This is a genomic window from Labilibaculum sp. K2S (genome assembly GCF_030372765.1).
Lineage (GTDB): Bacteria > Bacteroidota > Bacteroidia > Bacteroidales > Marinifilaceae > Labilibaculum.
In genome coordinates this window covers 178,184-197,928 of sequence record NZ_JAUCMW010000004.1, presented here as the reverse complement: position 1 = coordinate 197,928, position 19,745 = coordinate 178,184, and the positions used below count along the sequence as shown (strand labels likewise).

Below are 19,745 nucleotides of genomic sequence, written 5' to 3'. Positions count from 1 at the left end.
TGCTAGTGGTTTACTGTATCTGTTTGGAACGTATTTTATTCCGGAATTTGCTGACTTAAGCAATGTAAGGTTCCAAAGCCCCAAATTAAATCAATAGCGCTGATGCCTATTATTTCTCTGTCGGGAAAACAATCGGCTATAATCTGCAATGCAATTCGATCTTTGCTGTCATTAAATGTAGGTACAAGTACGCAGTGGTTTAAAATTAAGAAGTTAGCATAGCTAGCAGGAATTCGAATTCCATCGAATTCTAATTTACTTGGCATTGGCAACTCCACAATATTGGGTTGTGTACCATCTTCCAGACTGGCATTTTTTAATCGGGTAAGGTTATCCTGCAAAGGCAGGTAATTTGCATCCTCTTTGTTCGATTCAACAACCGTAATAATGGTATTCTGGTTAACGAACCGGCACAAATCGTCGATATGTCCATGTGTATCGTCTCCGCTGATTCCATTTCCCAACCAAATGGTGTTTGTTATTCCTAAATATTCTTTAAAAACGGCTTCGTAATCCGACTTTGTAAAACCCGGGTTTCGAACTTGAATTTCAGGGTCGAGCAAACATTCCTCAGAAGTTAAAAGCGTTCCTTTGCCATTGGTGTCAATCGCTCCACCTTCCAAAACAACAGGTATGCCTTTATACATGGCCTGTGTTACAGGAAGTTTAAGAAAGGAAGCCAATTTTTCAGGGACAGGTTTGTCCAACTGGAAATTTTTATATTTTGCCCAGCCATTAAAATTGAAGTTTAATGCTTCACGAGAATTAGTCCCGTTTTTTATAATAATAGGTCCGGAATCTCGCATCCAACTCCGATTTGTTTTGTGCAGCACATAATCGATGTTGGAAAGATTTACATGAGCCGTTGTAAGCATATCACTTACTTTTTGTTTTATTTTTTCATTTGCCACTACAAGCACAACTTGCTCAATGCCGGCAACTTTCTTAATGAACTCTACAAATGCCCACTGTATGGCCTGATATTTTCCGGGCCAATCGTTCCCGTTGTGTGGGAAACAAAGAATAATGCCTTGTTGTTTTTCCCATTCAGCCGGGAATCTTCTGTTTTGTGCGCTCATAATTAATCTATTGCTCTTTTGGTAATTTCTCCGAATGCATCAATTCTTCTGTCTCTGAAAAAAGGCCAGTTTTGGCGAACATTTTCCTGTAAATCCAAGTCGACTTCAGCAATTAATATTTCTTCTTTATCGTGAGATGCCTGAGCTAATATTTCCCCTTGCGGGCCGGCAATAAATGAACCTCCCCAGAAGATAATTCCATTTGTATCAGGAACATATTTTTCCAATCCGATTCGGTTCGCTGCAGCAACATAAATTCCATTTGCAACAGCATGACCTTTCATTACATTCATCCATGCGCCATGTTGTTTTTCTCCAAACTCTTCAACTTCGTGCGGAGCCCAACCAATTGCAGTAGGATAAAATAAGATTTCAGCCCCCTTTAGTGCAGTTAATCTTGCAGCTTCGGGATACCATTGATCCCAGCAAATTAAGGTTCCTATTTTGCCCTTACTGGTATTTATGCTTTTAAAGCCTAAATCTCCCGGAGTAAAGTAGAATTTTTCGTAGAAATGGGGATCATCCGGAATGTGCATTTTTCGGTACAAGCCAGCTTCAGATCCATCTGTGTCAATAATGTAAGCGCTGTTGTGATAGATGCCTGGCATTCTTTTTTCAAAAAACGGGACAATGATCACTACACTCAGCTCTTTTGCCAAAGCACTAAAAGCTGTAAATGATGTGCTGTACAAAGGTTCTGCCAAGGCAAAATTGTCAACATCTTCGCTTTGACAGAAATAATGACTGCTGTATAATTCTGGTAATGATATTACTTCTGCTCCTTGTTTTGCAGCCTCTCTCACCCAGCTTAAACATTTTTTAAGGTTGTTTTCTGGTATGTCGTTTAGGTTAAGCTGAATAACCGATACTTTATATTTTCTTTTCATCGTCGTTTCTATTTCGACCTAAAAATAGTTCTTTTTATAAAGGACATGATAAAAAGGTGGCAAAAATTTAAAATTTTGCATTGTAAATAAAAAGTGAGGCGAAGAAAAATTCAGATTCTTACCAGTATTTTAGAGAATCAGCAAAGAGAAGCTAACTTAAGTCTGTTTGAATTCTATTGTTACTTTAAATATGTGCTCACTGCATCATTTCCTGATATAGCATAAGACTTTAGTACTTTGACTGCTCATTAATTGGCATTCGAATTGTTTCTTAATAATTGAAAATAATACGGATTTTCTGAAAGTCTTATTTTTATTGGGGTTGAAAAGAGTTGTGAATATGTTTTCCCTACATAAATGTTGGATTGAGTTGGAGAATGCTAACAAAAATGTAAAATCAAACCATATGTCGATAGGAAATGCAATAAAATTCATGAAAAATGCGGATCGCGATTCCAGTTTTAGAAAATCGCTTTACAAATTAAATGGTATTATGGAATTTAAAGAGTTTCAGATTGTTGAGGATTTGGAGTTTTCGGATGCTGAATTTGAAGAGGCTTTTAATCATTTGCATTCTGAATGCCAGTTTGCCGAACAGGCAGACAAATTTTTTAATTTAAAACATCTATTTGAATTAATCATTTGTGACACGAAATAATATGTTTATGACTACTATATATAGGGAGTTAACAAAAATAAAAGAGTTGATCGAGGACTTGGGGTTTGTAATTTCTTACCCTTTTGATGATTTGCTGTTTATTGACAGCAATGCCTTTTTGATTCAGTTTGACGATGCGAATTTAAATTCTTTTTTTCTGCACTTAAATGATCGTTTGTCAAAGGAAGTTCAGACTGAGTTAAAGGATAGAATTACGAGTTCTTCCTCTGAAAAGGGCTTGAAAATTAATCCGAAAGGGCAGTTTCAGTTAAAGCAAAAAGAAGGGAGTGACAACGAAGTGGAATTAAAATTTATTCCCTGATTCTTAAATAAACCTTACTCATTTTTGTTACTTGATTTTGTAGTATTCTTTTCAATCTGCTAGATGTCGGAGCTATTGTTTGTATGCAGTAAAAAGTCCCCTTTAGGGGATTTAGGGGTGAAAAATAAATGCGACATTATTATTCTCCTACTTACCAGAAGATAGTTGTCTGTTGTTAAAAAATATAAATGGCCATCTGTTGCAGATGACCATTGTTTGTTATAGCACAAATAGATGTTGAATTAAGAGAATTCCAACCATGAACTTCCGTCTTGATATTCATCAACACTTGAAATTTTACTGCTGTTGTGGTAAGAATAGATCAGGTTGCTTATGTCTTGCTGAAGAGAAGACAAACAGTTTTCAATTAAATCCTTTCGGAATCCTTTTTCGGCAAGGTCAATTACTAATCCTGCCGATACAATTCTACCTATGGCTCTTCCCAGATCAACTAATTTACGTTGTGGTAAATCGGTGTTTAAAGAAAAATTGGTTTGTTTTTTAAAGAATTCGGATGCTTTGCTAGTCAAGTCGAAGTTTTTTAGAAATTGAAACAAGTTGAATTCCTTTTTCTTTTTCATTAGTTTGATTACCATTTCTGAAATTTGAGTGTAGAGCATTTCATTTGCTCCTTCAAAAATTTGAAACGGGCGACTATCCACAATTCCTCTGCCTCCAATGTGACTAAGTCGATAGCCTTTTGCACCAGATAACTGAACCAGTGTTTGGGCAGATTCCTGCATTAAATCAGTTACGATTGTTTTTACACTATTGGCCTCAATTCCATCTGCAGAAAGATCATTTTCGATGCTGCTTTTTGTGCTGCTTCTGGAACAAAATGCCGAGCATATTGTGAAAGCGCTCTGAATTTTAGAAATTTGAAATTGTACCTGATCGTAAGAGATTAAACTTTTGCCGCCAACGATTCTATTTTTACATTGATTCAGAGCTTCATCCATTAGTCTTTTAATAAAACCGAGTCCCATACCCGGGAATTGCATTCTGCTGCGGTGCAAAATATCAAGCATCATTTTAATTCCAGTTGTTTCAGGATTTAATTTGAAGTTTTTGGGAATTTGTAAATCGAGCTTATTTTTGCCGTAAGGAATCATATACAAACCAAGATTGTCATAGTATTCTTCAACAACAACTTGTTGGTTTTTTTGAGTCACATCGCAAATGAAAAAATCGATATCTCTGCCAAGTTGTCCATCCTGTTTTTGATGACGGGATGTAATTAACCAATAATCGGCTAAACCAGTTAGTCCTTGCCAATGTTTCGTTCCTTTAATATGAAAACGATCATCTTTCTCTGTGAATGAAGTTTGCATATTTAAAGCACCACTTCCATGATCAGGTTCAGTAATCATTAATCCGCCCATATTTTGTTTGGTAAGGAAGCGTTGAAAAATATCTTTTTTTACTATCTCATTTGCATATTTGGCCACAGGTTCAAGAAAGAGACCTATATTAATTCCAAAGGTTAGCGATAAAGGAAGAGATTCATATGCAGCAGAGGCTAATATGCCCAGACATTCTTTTACTTTAATACCTCTACCTCCATAATTTTCAGGAATTGCAACGGAAAGTGGGTTTCCTGACATGACTTCTCTCATTACCAAAGGAGGCAAACCTCTTTGTGAACTAAATTTGTTAATGTCATCTCGTTCGTGAAAAACAGATTTAAGAGTCTTTTCAAAAGCCTGTATGTATTCAGAAAAATTTGTACTCATGTTTTTTGTTTGATTAATTTATTCTACTTCAAAAGCAAGTAGGTTATTTGGTTTAAATCCACAATTTGCTTACTGTAATAGTTGTTGCTTATTTTAATTGGGATTTAGACGGAATAAAAATAAGCTAAATAAATGGATTTAAAGACTCACATGTCTTTTAATTTTGTTTCTCTAAATTGAAAAGGCGGCATTTAGGAGGAATATGTCAGTCTTTATTTCTGCAGGAGTTATTTTTTTTATTGGTATTTATGAATTTTTTCTAAATACCGGAATTGGTTTTATTAAGAGAATGATTTTAGCTATTGCTATAAAATTGTGGTTTTTTTAGTTTTTTGCATATATTCGTTCCGTTAACGAACACGGGTTAACTTATTCTTTTTGAATTAAACGATAATATCCTTTATTTTTAAAGCTTTGTGTCAGTTGTGTTGTATATATGTGTTTGTTTTCAAAATTTAATTGCAATTGATTTTAGGACCCAACCGTTAGCGCACACAGGGCGTGATGTTTTTTGAATATTTTTTTATAAGATAAAAAAAGAGGTGTTTGTCTTGAGTTTTAGATTTTCATTAAAACAAAAAATCTTACCAATTTCTTGATGATTTTTTTGTGAATGCGGAGGGATTATTCCTCGTTCCTCGTCATGAACTTGTTACGAACCATAATTGGGTTCTCATTCCTGAATGTGTTTTGAATTTGGAGTATAAAAAAACTCACCAAGAAATTGATGAGTTATTCTGTGAACGCGGAGGGATTCGAACCCCCAACCTCTACGGCCGTAACGTAGTGCACTATCCAGTTATGCTACGCATCCTTTTTCCTTTTAAGGCGGTGCAAATATAAGTATTTTTCTATTAATACTGCAAGCCTATATTTAAATATTACGAAAAAAAATAATTTTGTTCAAATAAATAGTTAAATAAAAAAACTCACCAATTTCTTGATGAGTCATTCTGTGAATGCGGAGGGATTATTCCTCGTCCCTCGTTATGAACTTGTTACGAACCCTAATTGGGTTCTCATCCCTGAATGTGTTTTGATTTTTGGGCATAAAAAAACTCACCAATTTTCGATGAGTTATTCTGTGAACGCGGAGGGATTCGAACCCCCAACCTCTACGGCCGTAACGTAGTGCACTATCCAGTTATGCTACGCATCCATGATTACCTCGGTAATGCGGTGCAAATATAGATAAATTTTATATTTTGGGTCTATAAATAGGAGTCTTTTTTCAATAAAAATGAAACTTCAGAAAGAAGCAGGTATTAAAAAACTCTAAATCTTTTAGTTATGATTTTAGTTGAGGATAAAAAAAACTAAATTTACTTTGTTCATGATTATTTTTTCATTGAATCAAGTATAATGCTTCAGGTTTTGTACTTTTGTTATGTAAAACCATATAAATAAATGATATAATGAAGAAGTTTCTAAAGTTTTTTGGAGGATTTGTAGTCTTACTTTTAGCGTTGCTAATCATTTTACCCTTTTTCTTTAAAGATAAGATAATGGAGCGGGTAAAAACCGAAATTAATAATACGATAGATGCTAAGGTAGAAATAGGAGATTTATCATTATCGATGTTCAAAAATTTCCCAAACCTTTATGTTGAGCTTGAGAATGTAACTGTTGTTGGTAAAAATGAATTTTCAAATGACACTTTAGCTTCAGTTGGTAGTTTATATACTGCAGTTGATTTGGGTTCAGCGTTGTCCGGCACTCAAATAAAAGTTGGGGCAATTGTTCTGGCCAACGCAAAAGTAAATGCTGTTGTTTTGGAATCGGGTAAAGCAAATTGGGATATTGTAAAAGAATCTGATGAGGCAGTGGTGGAAGAGGAGACTGGCGAGGCTTCCGATTTTAAAGTGATTTTTGAAGAAGTGCGTATTGAAGATTTCTTTTTGCGTTACGCGGATGCATCCATAAAAACTGTTCTTGTTGTAGACGATTTGGATTTGACGCTAAATGGTGATTTTACAGTGAAATCGACGAATTTAAATGTAAAATCGCAAATTACAGGAATTGATTTGGATTACGATGGTGTAAGATATTTGAAAAAGGCGAGTGTAACGCTTGATGCCGTTATTGAAGCTGATCTTCAGAATATGATATTCACATTTAAAAAGAATAAACTAACCTTAAATGAACTGGTGTTCGGTATAGATGGAAATATTGGAATGTTGGAAGATGGTTATGGTCTGGATTTGAAAATGAATGCTCAGAAGGCAGATTTTAAAACCTTGCTTTCAATGGTTCCTGACGTATTCAAAGCCGATCTTAAAGGATTGGAGACTAATGGAACTCTGGCATTAACAGCGTTTGTAAAAGGGGATTATAAAGAAGATTATATGCCGTCATTTGGTGCTAAGTTAGCCGTTAATAAGGCTACTCTTAAATATCCTGATTTAAAAGAGTCGATTAACAACATTACCATAAATGCGGAAGTAAAACATCCGGGAGGAGATCTGGATTTATTGACTGCAGATGTAAATTCATTTCATTTTGAGGTCGCAAACAATCCATTCGACGCAGAAATCCATGTAAAGAATCCAATATCGGATCCATACATGAATGGTTTGTTTAAAGGAGTGATTGATTTTGCCAAAATTCGCCACGCAATCCCAATGGATAGTATCAAAATTACAGGTATTGTAACTTCTGATGTTAGTTTTAGTGGAAAAATGTCTTCCATAGAAAAGGAAGAGTATGAAAAAATCACGACCAAAGGGGATGTGAAATTGAAAAACTTCGAATTCTCCACTCCTGATTTTCCGCAGGGAATTAAGATCATAAGTTCTGTTCTGAATTTTACGCCAAAATACATTAGCTTGACTTCTTTCAATTCCAAAATTGGAGTTTCTGATATTCAGTTAGCTGGAAAAATAGAGGACTATATTCCTTACGTTTTAAAAGATAAAGTATTAAAAGGAAATTTCAATTTGAGTTCAAATTTATTTGATATAAATGAATTTATGACAGAGGAAGAGGACGCAAAAGCGGTTTCGGATACAATTCCATTAACCGTGATTGAAATTCCGGCTAATTTAGACTTAAAATTGGTTTCTTCGATGAAACTGATAAGGTTCGATAAAATGAATATCGAGAATGTGAAGGGACTAATTGTTGTTAAAAATGCTAAAGCACAGTTAACTGACTTATCCATGGATATGCTAAAAGGGTCGATGACAATGAATGGTTCCTACAATACTAAGAATATTCAGAAACCAGCCATTGATTTTGGTTTGGATGTGAAGGATTTTGATATCAATTCAGCATACGAATCATTGAGCATGATTAAAAAGATGCTTCCAATTGCTATGAATTGTTCCGGTAAGATTTCATCCGATTTAAAGATTACATCTTTGCTTGATCAGGAAATGAATCCGGTAATGAATACATTGAATGGAAATGGAGCCATTCATTCCAAAATGATTGTAATAAAAGATAATAAAGCTTTCGACGCCTTAGCTGCAGCATTAAAAAATGACAAATACAAACGGATTTCGATAACTCAATTCGATATGAATTTTGCAATTACTAATGGAAATGTGGAGGTGAAGCCATTTGAAGCTAAAGTTGCAGGTCATCCGGCACAAATTTACGGAACACAGTCTGTTGATGGGAAATTGAATTTTACCATGGATATGAAATTGCCAAAAGATGAGTTGGGCAAAGAGGTAAATCAGTATTTCGATAAATTGCCAGGTTTTGATGAAGTTAAAGAGCTTGATGTTGCTGTGAAGATTACTGGTACAGTTGATAATCCTAATGTGAAGCTTGATTTAAGTAAGGCCATTAAGCAAGCTCAGCAGGCCGTGGCCAAAGAGTTGGAACGACGGGCAAAAAAAGAATTGGAAAAGAAAGGGAAGGATTTACTGAAGAAATTATTTAAGTAGAAGGAACATTGCATTTAATTATAGAGCGGAGAATCATAATGGTTCTCCGTTTTTGCTTTATTAGTAGATTGTGGAATGATTATTGCAATAATCATAAAGTTGAAAATTTTTTAATAGTTTTCAAAAATTGATACCAATCGATTTGCAAAGCATCAGTTAGAAATAAATGATATCGTGGAACAGGCAAATTTCGGCTATAAAGATTACAGAGTATTTGTAAATGATGAGTTATTGGATAATGTCAATTTACAGACTTGGGAATCTCTATTGGAGAATAAACAAATTACACATGTTGGTTTTCAATCAACAGGATTTGATGAGGGGAAAGGGGGAGATCCAAGTTATATGTAAAGCCTGGGATGAAGAAAAATAGAATTTAAATTTTGTCTTCATAAGTACAACGAAATTATCTGGAATTTTATAAAATTAAAAGCATGAAAAAGGGATGGCAACCACTCCATCCCTTCTCTAATTCACTTTATAACCTGAATTATCAATTGATAATTCGACTTAAATATAGGAATAAATTTTTTATTGTCAAGTAATTGATAAATATATTGATAATTTACAATAAAAAATACTAATTATTGGACAACAAAAAAGGATGGTAACCACCCCATCCCTTTTTAATCTATTCACTTTAAACCTTAAAAACGGAAACCGTTTTGCTACTTCTACGCTAAGGGTTTCAAAAAAGTTATATCAAAAGTGATATTTTTAATGAATCTACATAAGTATTAAAGTAGATACTTTAGTATCTTAGCCTTGTTGATGTTGTATTCATATTCAATTTCAAGATAAGTATCGAAACTTTCGTAGTAGTATATGCTCTCCATAAGATATTCAATTCCAGATATTTCGCCAAAATTAAGAGCCTTGCGCAAAAGAAAATCATATTTCTTTTCTGCAAACACATTTTGATAATCGGAAAGACTGGATTTTAGACTGAAAAAAGTTTGAAAAAGTTTCTCATATTCATTTTCTTTCTCCATTTTCTGAAAGGATAGCTCTTCTTTTCGGAACAGTTCCATTAGTTTTGCCTGCTTTACTTTGTTTTTATTTTCCCACAAAGGAATGCTGATTCCTAGTTTCATACCATTGGCTTCTTTCATTAAATCTGAACCTAAATAGCGATATCCGATTGATATCTTAGGAAGAGAATTTGTTTTTACCAAAGAAGTTTCTTTCGAAGCTATCTGTTCATTTGCTCTTAGTTGGTTTAAGTAAGGATCGGTGGTTACAGCGTTTGCAAGTAGAAGTTTAGTGTCCTCGTCCATACTCATAACAGGATACTCAAGGTCATTTAAATTCAGTTCCAAACCTCCATTCTGTTTTTGTAAATCTTTTTTCAGATTGGATATTTTGTTTCGAACCAGCTGCAGCTGATTTTTTGTGTTAAGAGCCAGCATTCTAATTTTATTAACCTCTAGAATATTGGCATCTCCTTCTTGTAACCTCTTCTCAAAAAAGCGCGTTAATTTTTCAGCATTATCCAATCTTGTACTCAACTCTATATTTTGGTTGTTTCGATAAATAAGCTCAAAACAAATCAATTCTGTTTCCAGTAAAATGTCTTGTCTTACTTTTGCCTGTATATTTTGCAGATTAGCTGTTTTCTCATCTCTAAGCTGATTTTTATAGATGTAGCTGGTTGGGAAATCGAAACTCTGACTTACTAGAACTTCGTACGGTTTGCCCTCCTGCGATGAAAAACTCTTTTCCCATTCAATTTCAGGGTTCGTCAAATTGTTTTGTGATCGAATTCCTAATTTTTGTGCTTCCAAATATTGCTGATGTGCTTTAAGCTTTGGATTGTTTTTTTCAACTTCCTGCAAAATTCTCTGAATAGAGGATTGAGCCATTCCCTGAAAGCTCAATCCTGTTATGATGATGATTAATAATGTTTTAAGCATTTCCTTTGTTTTTAGTGTTCAGTAACAAATACACGATCGGAATAATATAAATATTCAAGAGGGTGGAACTCAATAGTCCACCAAGAATTACTATTGCCATTGGACTTTGAATTTCATTTCCCGGCTGATCACCAGCTATTGCCATTGGAATTAAAGCCAGTGCTGCTGTTAATGCTGTCATTAAAATGGGACTCAATCGGTGAACAGATCCCTGAACGATAATATCCTTAATTTCCAGTCCCTTTTTCTTCATGCTCTGGTAGTTAGAGATAAGTAAAATACCATTTCGGGTAGCAATACCAAACAGGGTGATAAATCCAATTATTGCTGGAATACTAAGCATTCCAGATGTGAAATAAATTGTAAAAACACCACCAATAAGCGCCAAGGGTAAATTCAACAAAATGATACCCGCCAGTTGAGTACTTCTAAATTCCTGAAATAGCAGAAGGAAAATAATCAGAAAACTGAAAATTGATGCGATCATTAAAATTCGGGAAGCTTTTGCTTCACTTTCAAACTGACCACCATACTCAATTCTATATCCTTCAGGTGTTTTTACATCTTGCTCAACTATGTTCTGAATATCAGTAACCACGCTTCGAAGATCTCGGTCGGCAACATTGGCAGAAACAACCAGCTTGCGTTGAACATTTTCGCGGTGAATGGTATTTGGACCCGATAGCGATTGAATTTCTGCGACATAACTAAAAGGGATTTTTTTACCATCCCAGGTATCGATTAGTGCATTTCTGATTGCTTCAATATCGCCTCTGTTTTCTTCGTTGTACTTTACCACCAAATCGAAGGCTTTTATGCCTTCAAAAACATCTGATACTTTCGATCCACCAAATGCCACATGAATAAATTCGGAGAATTGAGCAATTGAAATTCCGTATTTTGCAAGCAGATCCCGTTTGGGTAAAATTCGGATTTGCGGAATTTCTACCTGTTGTTCAACATTCACATCAACAACGCCTTTTATCGGAGAAATTGATGCTTTGATATCATTTGCCAGTTTGAACATTAAATTCAAATCATCACCAAAAATTTTAATCGCAATATTGGCTTTAGTGCCGGAAAGTATATGATCTATTCTGTGTCCTAAGGGTTGTCCTATGGCGAAATTAACGCCTGAGATATGACTCAATTTTTCACGGACTTCCAGAAGGAATTCGGATTTGGTTCGTTTTGTCAATGTAAAAGGTACTTCAATTTCAGAAGTATTTACACCAAACGAATGTTCATCCAACTCAGATCGACCTGTTCGTCGGGCGGTTAAACTGATTTCAGGAACTGTTCTCAAGGCATCTTCGGCCAAAACTTTTATCTTGTTCGATTCTTCCAAAGAAATTCCTGGTTTGGTAATCGCTGTTATTGTTAGGGATCCTTCGTTGAATTCAGGAAGGAAATTTCTGCCTAATCCCGAAAGGATAAAAATGGAGACAACAAAGAGGAGAGCAGCTCCACCTAAGATCCATTTTTTGTAGAACAAGGCTTTCCCGAGAGAATGGCTATACCATTTGTTTAAATGAGCAACCAACCAACTTTCTTTGTTCTTTCTGTCGAGCATTTTATTGCTGGTGAGCATGAAGCTGCACAAAACAGGAGTAAGAGTAAGCGCGACAACCAATGAAGCAAAAAGAGAAACGATAAACGCAATGCCAAGTGGTTGAAGCATTCGGCCTTCCATTCCGCTTAGGAAAAATAAGGGCAAAAAAGCAGCAATAATAATAAAGGTTGCATTGATAATGGATGAACGAATTTCGCAGGATGCAGAGTAAACGATTTTAATTGGTTTTTTTCTCTGTTCCTTTGGTAAAAGATGATTCTGCCTGAGTCGTTTGTAAACATTTTCCACATCAATAATTGCATCATCAACCAAATCTCCAACAGCAATGGCCATACCTCCTAAAGTCATGGTGTTTATGGTAATGCCCAAAAATTTAAGAGTGATCATGGTTACCAAAAGGGAAATTGGAATTGCTAAAAGTGAAATTATGGTTGTTCTGTAGTTCATCAGAAATACCAGCAAAATCACAATCACAAAAATGGAACCTTCCATCAGTGCTTTTTTAACATTCCCAATGGATGAGTTAATAAAATCCGCCTGACGGAAAATGTGTGTATTCACAGTAACACCTGCCGGTAATGATTTTGATAATTCTGCAATAGACTGATCCAATTTTTCGGTCAGCTTTAGCGTATTGATACCTGGTTGTTTTTTTACTGTTAGCAAGACTGCCTGCTCACTGTTAATGGTTCCCAAACCAATTTTTGGCGCAGCAGCAGCTTTAACTTCAGCAATATCACTAATTCGAACAGGTATATTGTTGTACATTTTCACAACAGAGTTCCCAAGTTCTTCAAAATCAGATGTACGGGCAATTCCTCTAATGTTGTAATGGTTTCCGTATTCGTTGATAAATCCACCGGCAGAATTCTGGTTGGTAGAGCGGGCTGCCTTCATTAATTCATCAATACTGACTTTGTAATACCTCATTTTTTGAGGATTGGCTAAGATCTGATATTGTTTGAATTCGCCGCCGATTACAACAACCTGTGCAACTCCGTTAATCGCCAGCAAATGCGGACGAATGGTCCAGTCAGCCAAAGTTCTTAGCTCCATTGGAGAAATGCTGTCCGATTGCAATCCAATCATTAAGACTTCTCCCATAATTGATGATTGAGGAGCCAAACTAGGATTTCCAGCTCCTTCGGGTAAGCTTTCGGAAACCGCTAACAGCTTCTCGCTCACAATTTGCCGGGCTTTGTAAATGTCGGTTCCCCATTCGAATTCGATCCATACGATGGAGAATCCTGCTGATGAGGAGGAACGTAATCGTCTAACATTGGTAGCTCCGTTAACAGCAGTTTCAATAGGGAAGGTGACTAATTTTTCAACTTCTTCGGGAGCCATTCCATGAGCTTCTGTCATAACTACCACGGTTGGGGCAGTCAGATCGGGAAACACATCCACATCCATGTTTGCTGTTGTATAGCCACCACCTAAAATTAGGAGGATGGATACAAACAGCACAAGAATACGATTGTGTAATGCATATTGTATGATTTTATTTAACACGATAGTCTATTTTAAATTTTTTGTATCAGTTTTAGTTAAACCTGCTTTTTTGTGCATTCCTAAAATACACTTGCATCAAAGTTTAATGCTCGTGCGTATGTGCTGGCAATGCACCTGCCATTGAGGCAAGTTTTACAAAATAAGCACCCTTGCTTACAACACGCTCGCCGACTTTAAGTCCTGAAATAATTTCTACTTCCTGACCGTTACTAATACCAATAGTTACAAATCGTTTTTCGAAGCTTTCGCCGGATAATTGCACAAATACATATTTTAGTCCCTGATCTTCCAGAACCGCTGACTTTTCGATATGAAGAACATTTGACGATCTTTCTGATTTCAGATAAACTTCAACGAACGATCCGGCGTATAATTCGGGAGTTAAGTCCAATTCAAAATACAGAGGTGTTGTATAATCATCTTCATGTATGTCTTTACCGTAGGCTATTAATCTTCCGTTCAGCTTTTCTGTATCGAATATTTGTTCGCTATACGGTAATTTAAAGTTTGCTGATTTAATGTGTTTCAATTGCTGAAGATGTTTCTGATACACATCTGCTTTTAGTAATAATTTAGATCCCTGATCTACTTTAGCCAATACATCTCCTTTTTTAACATACTGTCCTTCGTTCACATAAACATCACAAATAAATCCATTAACGGGAGATGAGATGAGAAAACCATTTGAATTGTAATCTTTATTAATGTTCTCAAAATTTACAGTTGCGTTCTCGAAATTGCTTTTTGCTTCCACAAAATCTTTTTCGGATATAATTTGATCTTCGTGTAGTGTTTTAGCTCTCTCGAAAGCTGATTTAGCTTTTTCCAGACTGGTTTTTGCCTCGGTAAATTGAGTGGAAATATTATTACCAGCCAAGCCGTTTCCTGAAAGATTGAATATCGGATCGTTCTTTTTAATGGTTTTGCCGGGAACAAGATCCTGCGATTGAAAATGAATGATACCGTTGCTTTTGGCAACAATTTGTTTTTCCATATTAACAGATGGAAGTAAAATACCGGTTGTTTTAATGATTTGCTGAAAAGGACTCAATTTAGCTTCGGAAGTCGCAAAATCGATTTTCCAGGCTTGCTCTTTTAGGAAATTTATTCCTTCGGTAGCTTCAGTAGTTTCTGCCAATTCTGCCTCTTCGTGATCTTTATAAACACGAATATTTTTAGCTGAGAATTGTTCTTTCCCATATTTCGATTCAATATCAAATACAAGAGTGTAGACTCCTGCTTCTTTTGCCTGTACATTTGGAGTAAATATTCCTTCTCTTGCCGGTGCTTCTACTGTTTGACGAACTACTTTTCCCCCTTTTATCAGGCTGACGGTTAACTTTCCTTCTGTGTATGGTTTGTAGCTTTCCAAATTGGTGAAGTGAGTTAAAAATTGACTTGCATGTCCCATCATCAAAGTAGGAAACTCAACAAAAAGTTCTGTCTGGTCATTAAATAATGTCAGGCTTTCTGTGGCGTGATCTTCGTGCACTTCCGCACCGGCAGAATGATCGTGACCCTCGTGATCAGTGTTTGAACTGGCTGAAGGTTGACAGGCGCTTAATAGCATTGATAAGCAAAAGCTTATCCATATATATTGTTTCATTGTATTTGTATTTTTGTATGATGCCAAATTCACCTCAAAATAAGTCAATAGAGTGCCGTCCCGAATGCATCGGGATTGCGCAGATGGAAATTATTTCAAATATGAATCGGTATTACAGCATAAAACTTGTGATTGTAACATTGGTTTTATTGCAGATTTGTGGGTTTTTTTATACCGTTAATTATTAGGTATATCTATTATCTCAATAGAGTTCTGTCCATTGGATATTCTGCCCGCTGATAATTTGTAATTATCGGTACTCTACACTAAAATTGAATTTGGAGGACCTCTTCTGTGAGGGGAAAACCGGAGTGGTTCCGGAATAAGTTTGTAGTTATGAACCCGGAATCTTTTGACTTTTTGTATGTTTTCCGAATCAAGTCGGATTGCATCAGCTTTAAGGAAAATCTGATATTTGATTTCTTGCTGAACTCTATTATGGGTCAGAATGCAGCAAGATTCACTGTTTTTTTCATTTTGATGGTTCCAGTTCGTTTCACCATGATTGTGATGATTGCAGGTATTGCATTTCACATGCTGATGAACGTGAATAATCGAAATTTGCTGACCTTCGGTGGTGTTATGATTGTGGTTGTGAGGAATTACATCATGCGCAAGTAATACCAACATCGGTATTAGCATAAGCAGACATAACATTTGTTTCTTGAAATTCCTCATTTTCGACAAATATGCAACAAATATAGATGTTCGCTGACTGATATCCAATACCTGATTGTTGGGATTACAATTTAATGAACAAAAACAGCTAGTTGTCTGATTGGAAAAATTGTATTTCCTCAATTGGAATTGGAGCATTCAATTGTGATGTTTACATTTGTCGGCTCAAAGACAGATGTCCTTCCCCAAATAGAATATCCAACTTATTTTAGCGTTACATTTTAATTTAGCATGAATAGAATTTCGAAAGCCTTTTCCTTACAAGCTTATTTACCTCATTACGGTCCAATTGTAAAACTTGGATTGCCGGTAGTATTAGCGCAATTGGGACAAATTACAGTGGGATTGGTTGACAACATGATGATCGGTCATTTGGGAACTCACGAACTTGCGGCAGCTTCTTTTGCCAATACAATTTTCTGGTTGGTGATTATTTTCGGCACCGGATTTTCATATTCAATTACTCCTTTGGTAGGCGAGGCCAGAGGCGATTTCAAGAAATTGAAAATAGGATCGTGGTTTAAAAACGGTATGCTGGCAATGATATTTATGGGCATATTACTTACCGCTGTAATTTTATTTCTTAGCCTGTTTATGGGAAGAATGGGACAGCCATCGGAAATTATTACTGATGCGAAAAGTTATTTGTGGATTTTGGCCGCCAGTATATTGCCCATGATGATTTTTATGGGATACAAGCAATTTGGCGAAGGACTTGCCAATACTAAAGTGGCTATGAATATCATGTTGCTTGCCAATTTGGTGAATGTAGCTGCAAACTATATATTGATTAACGGGAAATTTGGTTTTCCGGCAATGGGTTTAAACGGAGCGGGTTATGGAACCTTAATTGCCCGTGCTTTTATGGCAATTGCTTTTTTTTGGGTTTTTAGGACTGGAGGATTTTTTAAGCCATATCGGGAAATGATCAAGGAATCGGTTTATTGTTTGAAAGATTTTTGGCGCATTTGGCAATTGGGTATACCCATTGGCTCTCAGCTGGTAATGGAAGCTTCGGCATTTATGCTGAGTACCATAATGATGGGGTGGATTAGTGTGGAAGGATTGGCCGCACATCAAATTGTATTGAGTTTATCTACGGTTAGTTTTATGATTTATCAGGGAATCGCGGCAAGCACAACCATCCGAATTTCGTCCTTGTTGGGAGAGAAGCGTATCCGAGAAATGAAGAATTCCGGTTGGGCTGCAGTTCATTTGGTGTTGGGAATAGTTGTTGTTATGTGCATACTTTTTGTAAGCCTGCGTCATATTTTGCCCACCTGGTTTACGCAGGAACCGGCAGTTATTCAATTAACAGCTCAGTTTCTGATTGTAATGGTAATCTATCAGTTTTTTGATGCTCTTCAAATTGTATTTGGAAGTATTTTAAGGGGAATGTCGGATGTGAATATTCCTACATTACTTACATTTATTGCTTACTTCCTGGTTTCGTTACCTACCGGATATTTGTGTGCCTTTGTTTTTGGTATGCATGAGGTGGGAATTTGGTGGGGACTACCTGCCGGACTGGGAGTAGCCTCTTTTCTGTTCATGTTTCGGTTTAGAGGGCTTTCCAATAAACTTTTGCAGGCAGGAAAAAAGTAATTTCAGTTTGTAATAAAAAAAGCCATAGAGAAAAACTCCATGGCTGATTTTTACTTTTTGTGTACTGTTTGTTTCCTGCAGCATTCTTTTGAGCAGGCAGAGCACATTCTTATTTTGCTTCTTCAGCAGCAACTTCTTCAACATCAACTTCTTCAACATCAACTTCATCTGTAGCGCTTACATCTTCTGTTGCTGTAGTATCTTTTGCACATTCAGCTTTAGCTGAACAACATTTAGTAGAATCTTTTACAGATTCTGTAGTAGCTTCAGTTGTTTCTTCAGAAGCAGCAGCTTTAGTTTTGTTTCCACAAGAAGTAAATACGAATCCGCAGATGGCAATAGCAAATAATAATTTTTTCATAATAATTAATTTATAGTGGTATAATTGGGCGTAAAAATACGTTTTTTTATCCTGAAAAGAAAGTGAATATATTTTTTCTTATTTATTTTAGTAAATGTTTTTGTTTGAGTATAATGTGTTATATAACAGTTTTTTAAGTTCAAAAAATACTCAATTTCTTTAAATGAGAATTCCTTGCTGTAACTTGTGCTTGGTTTTCCATTTTCGTCCAAAACAGGATAGATAAAGAAGTTAACCAAACCATTCTTATCGTTTTTCGACTCAAGATCTCTTCCCTGAGTAAATTCAACACAGTTTTCATCCGGATTTCCGAAATAAAATTCAGCTTGAATATCCTTGTCTGCTTCTGAAATATCCACAGGAATTCATGTGTTATTGTTTTGGGAAAAATCATATTTTCAAAGGTGTTTCTCATTTAATTGTTCTTACAATTGAATGTTTTGCGGGGTTTTATTATATGTAAGATTAATGTTAAAATATTTGATGAATTATACGGAATAAACTAATTTAGGTATACTTTAAATGGGTCTATCCCTATCTGCTGATTGTTTTGTCGTTCTTTTTGTCTGACATCACTTTTAATAACTGATAAGTAGTTGGTTGTGGTGCTGGTTTTATTAAGGATTTTGTTGGTTAGATGGGGATTTCCGGCTTTGTGATTGAAAAATTACTCTCTTTCACTGCCGTTGTTACAAAAGGGAGTTTAAATGTTGGTTAAAGTACTTTATATGTTAGTTAAGGGACTGTAAATGCAGCTTCGGGGATTCGGATTGTTGGCAAAGGGACATATAATGTAGCTCGGGGGAGTTGAAATGTAACTCAAGGGACTTGTAATGTAGTTAAAGGGAGTGAAAATAGTATTTAAGTTATTGAATTGAAAAGGTGAAATTTTGTAGGTCTGTTATTTGTTTTGAGTGCAAAGCTTTAAAATAAATAAGAAGTGTGCTTGGGGAGTTTGTTAGTTGAGATTTGGAACAAATTATTTTAAAATCAATATAGTATTAATCAAACTAATTATTTACACATGGGTTTATATTATAAATTCAGACAAGAAGAACTGCCAGTAGTGGGAGAGATTCTATTGCAATTATTTTTGCGTGACCGTGAAAAGTTTGAAAACTTTTCGTCGGAGTTTAATGATGGTTTTGTTGCTGATTTTCAGGCTGGAATTCATCGTGTGGCCGATCTTACTCAGTCGAAAACACAAACTGCTGAGATTAAAAAAATTACTTCTGATTTGTATAGCGGTCTTGATGCAATTCTTCATAAGTTGGAATTGATTTCGGCTTATACTCAACGTGCAAATAAGTTAATGCTTGTTAAAGCATCTGATTTTGGTGTGAAAGAAGCGAAGAAAATGATCCGTTTAAGGAATGTTGAAGGTTATTGTGCAAAAGCGAAAATGATTCAACAAAATATTGCTAGGAATCTTGAAGTATTAAAAGACAAAGGCTATAAGGATAGCTTGGGTACTGAGCTGGAGCAGATGACTCAAAAAGTGTATGATTTAAATTTATTACAGGAACAAAAAACCAGTGAGCGCAAGCAATTGGTTGTTGATAACAATGCCGAATTGAATCGTTTTTGGAAGCAGTTAAGTGATATCTCGAAAACAGGAAAAATGCTCATGAAAGAGGATGAACCGAAAGCCGAAGAGTATATGTTTAGCTGCTTGATTCATAAGGTTCGTAAAATAAATTCCAAAATTGAATCGAAAAAGAAGGGAACATCTACAGCACCAGTTGGTGAAATTCCTGTTTCAAAAGAAACTGTGCCTGAGTAAGAAGAGTGGTAATTATTGAGAAATAATGGAATTCCTCCTTTTGGAGGTATTTTTTATAAAGTAAAAAAAATAAGTGTAGGTCCGATTTCTCTGGGCTTACACTTATTATATAGGATTGATTCTTTTGAATCATCTGGTCACT

The 19,745-nt window shown here is 35.6% G+C and carries 15 protein-coding genes and 2 tRNA genes; 7 read left to right on the top strand and 10 right to left on the bottom strand.

The features are described from left to right. Positions 1-35 precede the first annotated feature (35 nt). Positions 36-1,079, bottom strand: coding sequence for an agmatine deiminase family protein (locus QUH73_RS08050; protein WP_289529922.1), 1,044 nt, complete (start codon positions 1,077-1,079; stop codon positions 36-38). 2 nt (positions 1,080-1,081) lie between these two features. After that, positions 1,082-1,966 carry a carbon-nitrogen hydrolase gene (locus QUH73_RS08045; RefSeq protein WP_289529921.1) on the bottom strand — a complete coding sequence of 295 codons (885 nt, stop codon included), beginning with the start codon at positions 1,964-1,966 and terminating at the stop codon, positions 1,082-1,084. A 406-nt stretch (positions 1,967-2,372) separates the two neighbouring features. On the opposite strand from QUH73_RS08045, the gene QUH73_RS08040 reads away from it, so the two are divergent. Both QUH73_RS08040 and QUH73_RS08035 read left to right on the top strand, forming a co-directional pair. After that, positions 2,373-2,624 (top strand): hypothetical protein, encoded by a 252-nt coding sequence (locus tag QUH73_RS08040; protein ID WP_289529920.1) that lies wholly within the window; start codon positions 2,373-2,375, stop codon positions 2,622-2,624. Between the two features lie 7 nt (positions 2,625-2,631). Next, on the top strand, positions 2,632-2,946 hold the full coding sequence (locus QUH73_RS08035) for a hypothetical protein (RefSeq protein WP_289529919.1): 315 nt from the start codon (positions 2,632-2,634) through the stop codon (positions 2,944-2,946). A 242-nt stretch (positions 2,947-3,188) separates the two neighbouring features. Here QUH73_RS08035 and QUH73_RS08030 read toward each other — a convergent pair whose 3' ends face one another. The 3 genes from QUH73_RS08030 to QUH73_RS08020 all read right to left on the bottom strand — a co-directional run bounded on the left by QUH73_RS08030 (position 3,189) and on the right by QUH73_RS08020 (position 5,838). Then, on the bottom strand, positions 3,189-4,679 hold the full coding sequence (locus QUH73_RS08030; RefSeq protein ID WP_289529918.1) for an acyl-CoA dehydrogenase family protein: 1,491 nt from the start codon (positions 4,677-4,679) through the stop codon (positions 3,189-3,191). 740 nt (positions 4,680-5,419) lie between these two features. Then, positions 5,420-5,493 (bottom strand) — tRNA-Arg (locus tag QUH73_RS08025). Between the two features lie 271 nt (positions 5,494-5,764). Next, positions 5,765-5,838, bottom strand: a tRNA-Arg gene (locus QUH73_RS08020). A gap of 256 nt (positions 5,839-6,094) precedes the next feature. Between QUH73_RS08020 and QUH73_RS08015 the strand changes: the two genes are divergently transcribed. After that, positions 6,095-8,572, top strand: a complete 2,478-nt coding sequence (locus QUH73_RS08015; protein ID WP_289529917.1) for an AsmA-like C-terminal region-containing protein — start codon at positions 6,095-6,097, stop codon at positions 8,570-8,572. A gap of 174 nt (positions 8,573-8,746) precedes the next feature. Further along, entirely contained in the window at positions 8,747-8,923 is a 177-nt protein-coding gene (locus QUH73_RS08010) for a hypothetical protein (RefSeq protein WP_289529916.1), read from the top strand. Positions 8,924-9,309: 386 nt separating this feature from the next. On the opposite strand, the gene QUH73_RS08005 is transcribed toward QUH73_RS08010, so the two are convergent. The 3 genes from QUH73_RS08005 to QUH73_RS07995 form a co-directional block, all read right to left on the bottom strand. Beyond that, entirely contained in the window at positions 9,310-10,485 is a 1,176-nt protein-coding gene (locus QUH73_RS08005) for a TolC family protein (RefSeq protein ID WP_289529915.1), read from the bottom strand. Then, entirely contained in the window at positions 10,478-13,570 is a 3,093-nt protein-coding gene (locus tag QUH73_RS08000; RefSeq protein WP_289529914.1) for an efflux RND transporter permease subunit, read from the bottom strand. The genes QUH73_RS08005 and QUH73_RS08000 overlap by 8 nt, the downstream gene beginning before the upstream one ends. 82 nt (positions 13,571-13,652) lie before the next feature. Next, on the bottom strand, positions 13,653-15,176 hold the full coding sequence (locus QUH73_RS07995) for an efflux RND transporter periplasmic adaptor subunit (protein ID WP_289529913.1): 1,524 nt from the start codon (positions 15,174-15,176) through the stop codon (positions 13,653-13,655). Positions 15,177-15,512: 336 nt separating this feature from the next. On the opposite strand from QUH73_RS07995, the gene QUH73_RS07990 reads away from it, so the two are divergent. Beyond that, on the top strand, positions 15,513-15,797 hold the full coding sequence (locus QUH73_RS07990) for a hypothetical protein (RefSeq protein ID WP_289529912.1): 285 nt from the start codon (positions 15,513-15,515) through the stop codon (positions 15,795-15,797). Positions 15,798-16,085: 288 nt separating this feature from the next. Continuing rightward, complete coding sequence (locus QUH73_RS07985; RefSeq protein ID WP_289529911.1) at positions 16,086-17,459, top strand: MATE family efflux transporter; 1,374 nt, start codon at positions 16,086-16,088, stop codon at positions 17,457-17,459. Between the two features lie 109 nt (positions 17,460-17,568). Here the strand turns inward: QUH73_RS07985 and QUH73_RS07980 are convergent, their stop codons facing one another. Both QUH73_RS07980 and QUH73_RS07975 read right to left on the bottom strand, forming a co-directional pair. Then, entirely contained in the window at positions 17,569-17,820 is a 252-nt protein-coding gene (locus tag QUH73_RS07980) for a hypothetical protein (RefSeq protein ID WP_289529910.1), read from the bottom strand. 5 nt (positions 17,821-17,825) lie between these two features. Beyond that, entirely contained in the window at positions 17,826-18,179 is a 354-nt protein-coding gene (locus tag QUH73_RS07975) for a hypothetical protein (protein ID WP_289529909.1), read from the bottom strand. A 665-nt stretch (positions 18,180-18,844) separates the two neighbouring features. Here QUH73_RS07975 and QUH73_RS07970 point away from each other — a divergent pair. Next, complete coding sequence (locus QUH73_RS07970; protein WP_289529908.1) at positions 18,845-19,603, top strand: hypothetical protein; 759 nt, start codon at positions 18,845-18,847, stop codon at positions 19,601-19,603. Positions 19,604-19,745 lie beyond the last annotated feature (142 nt).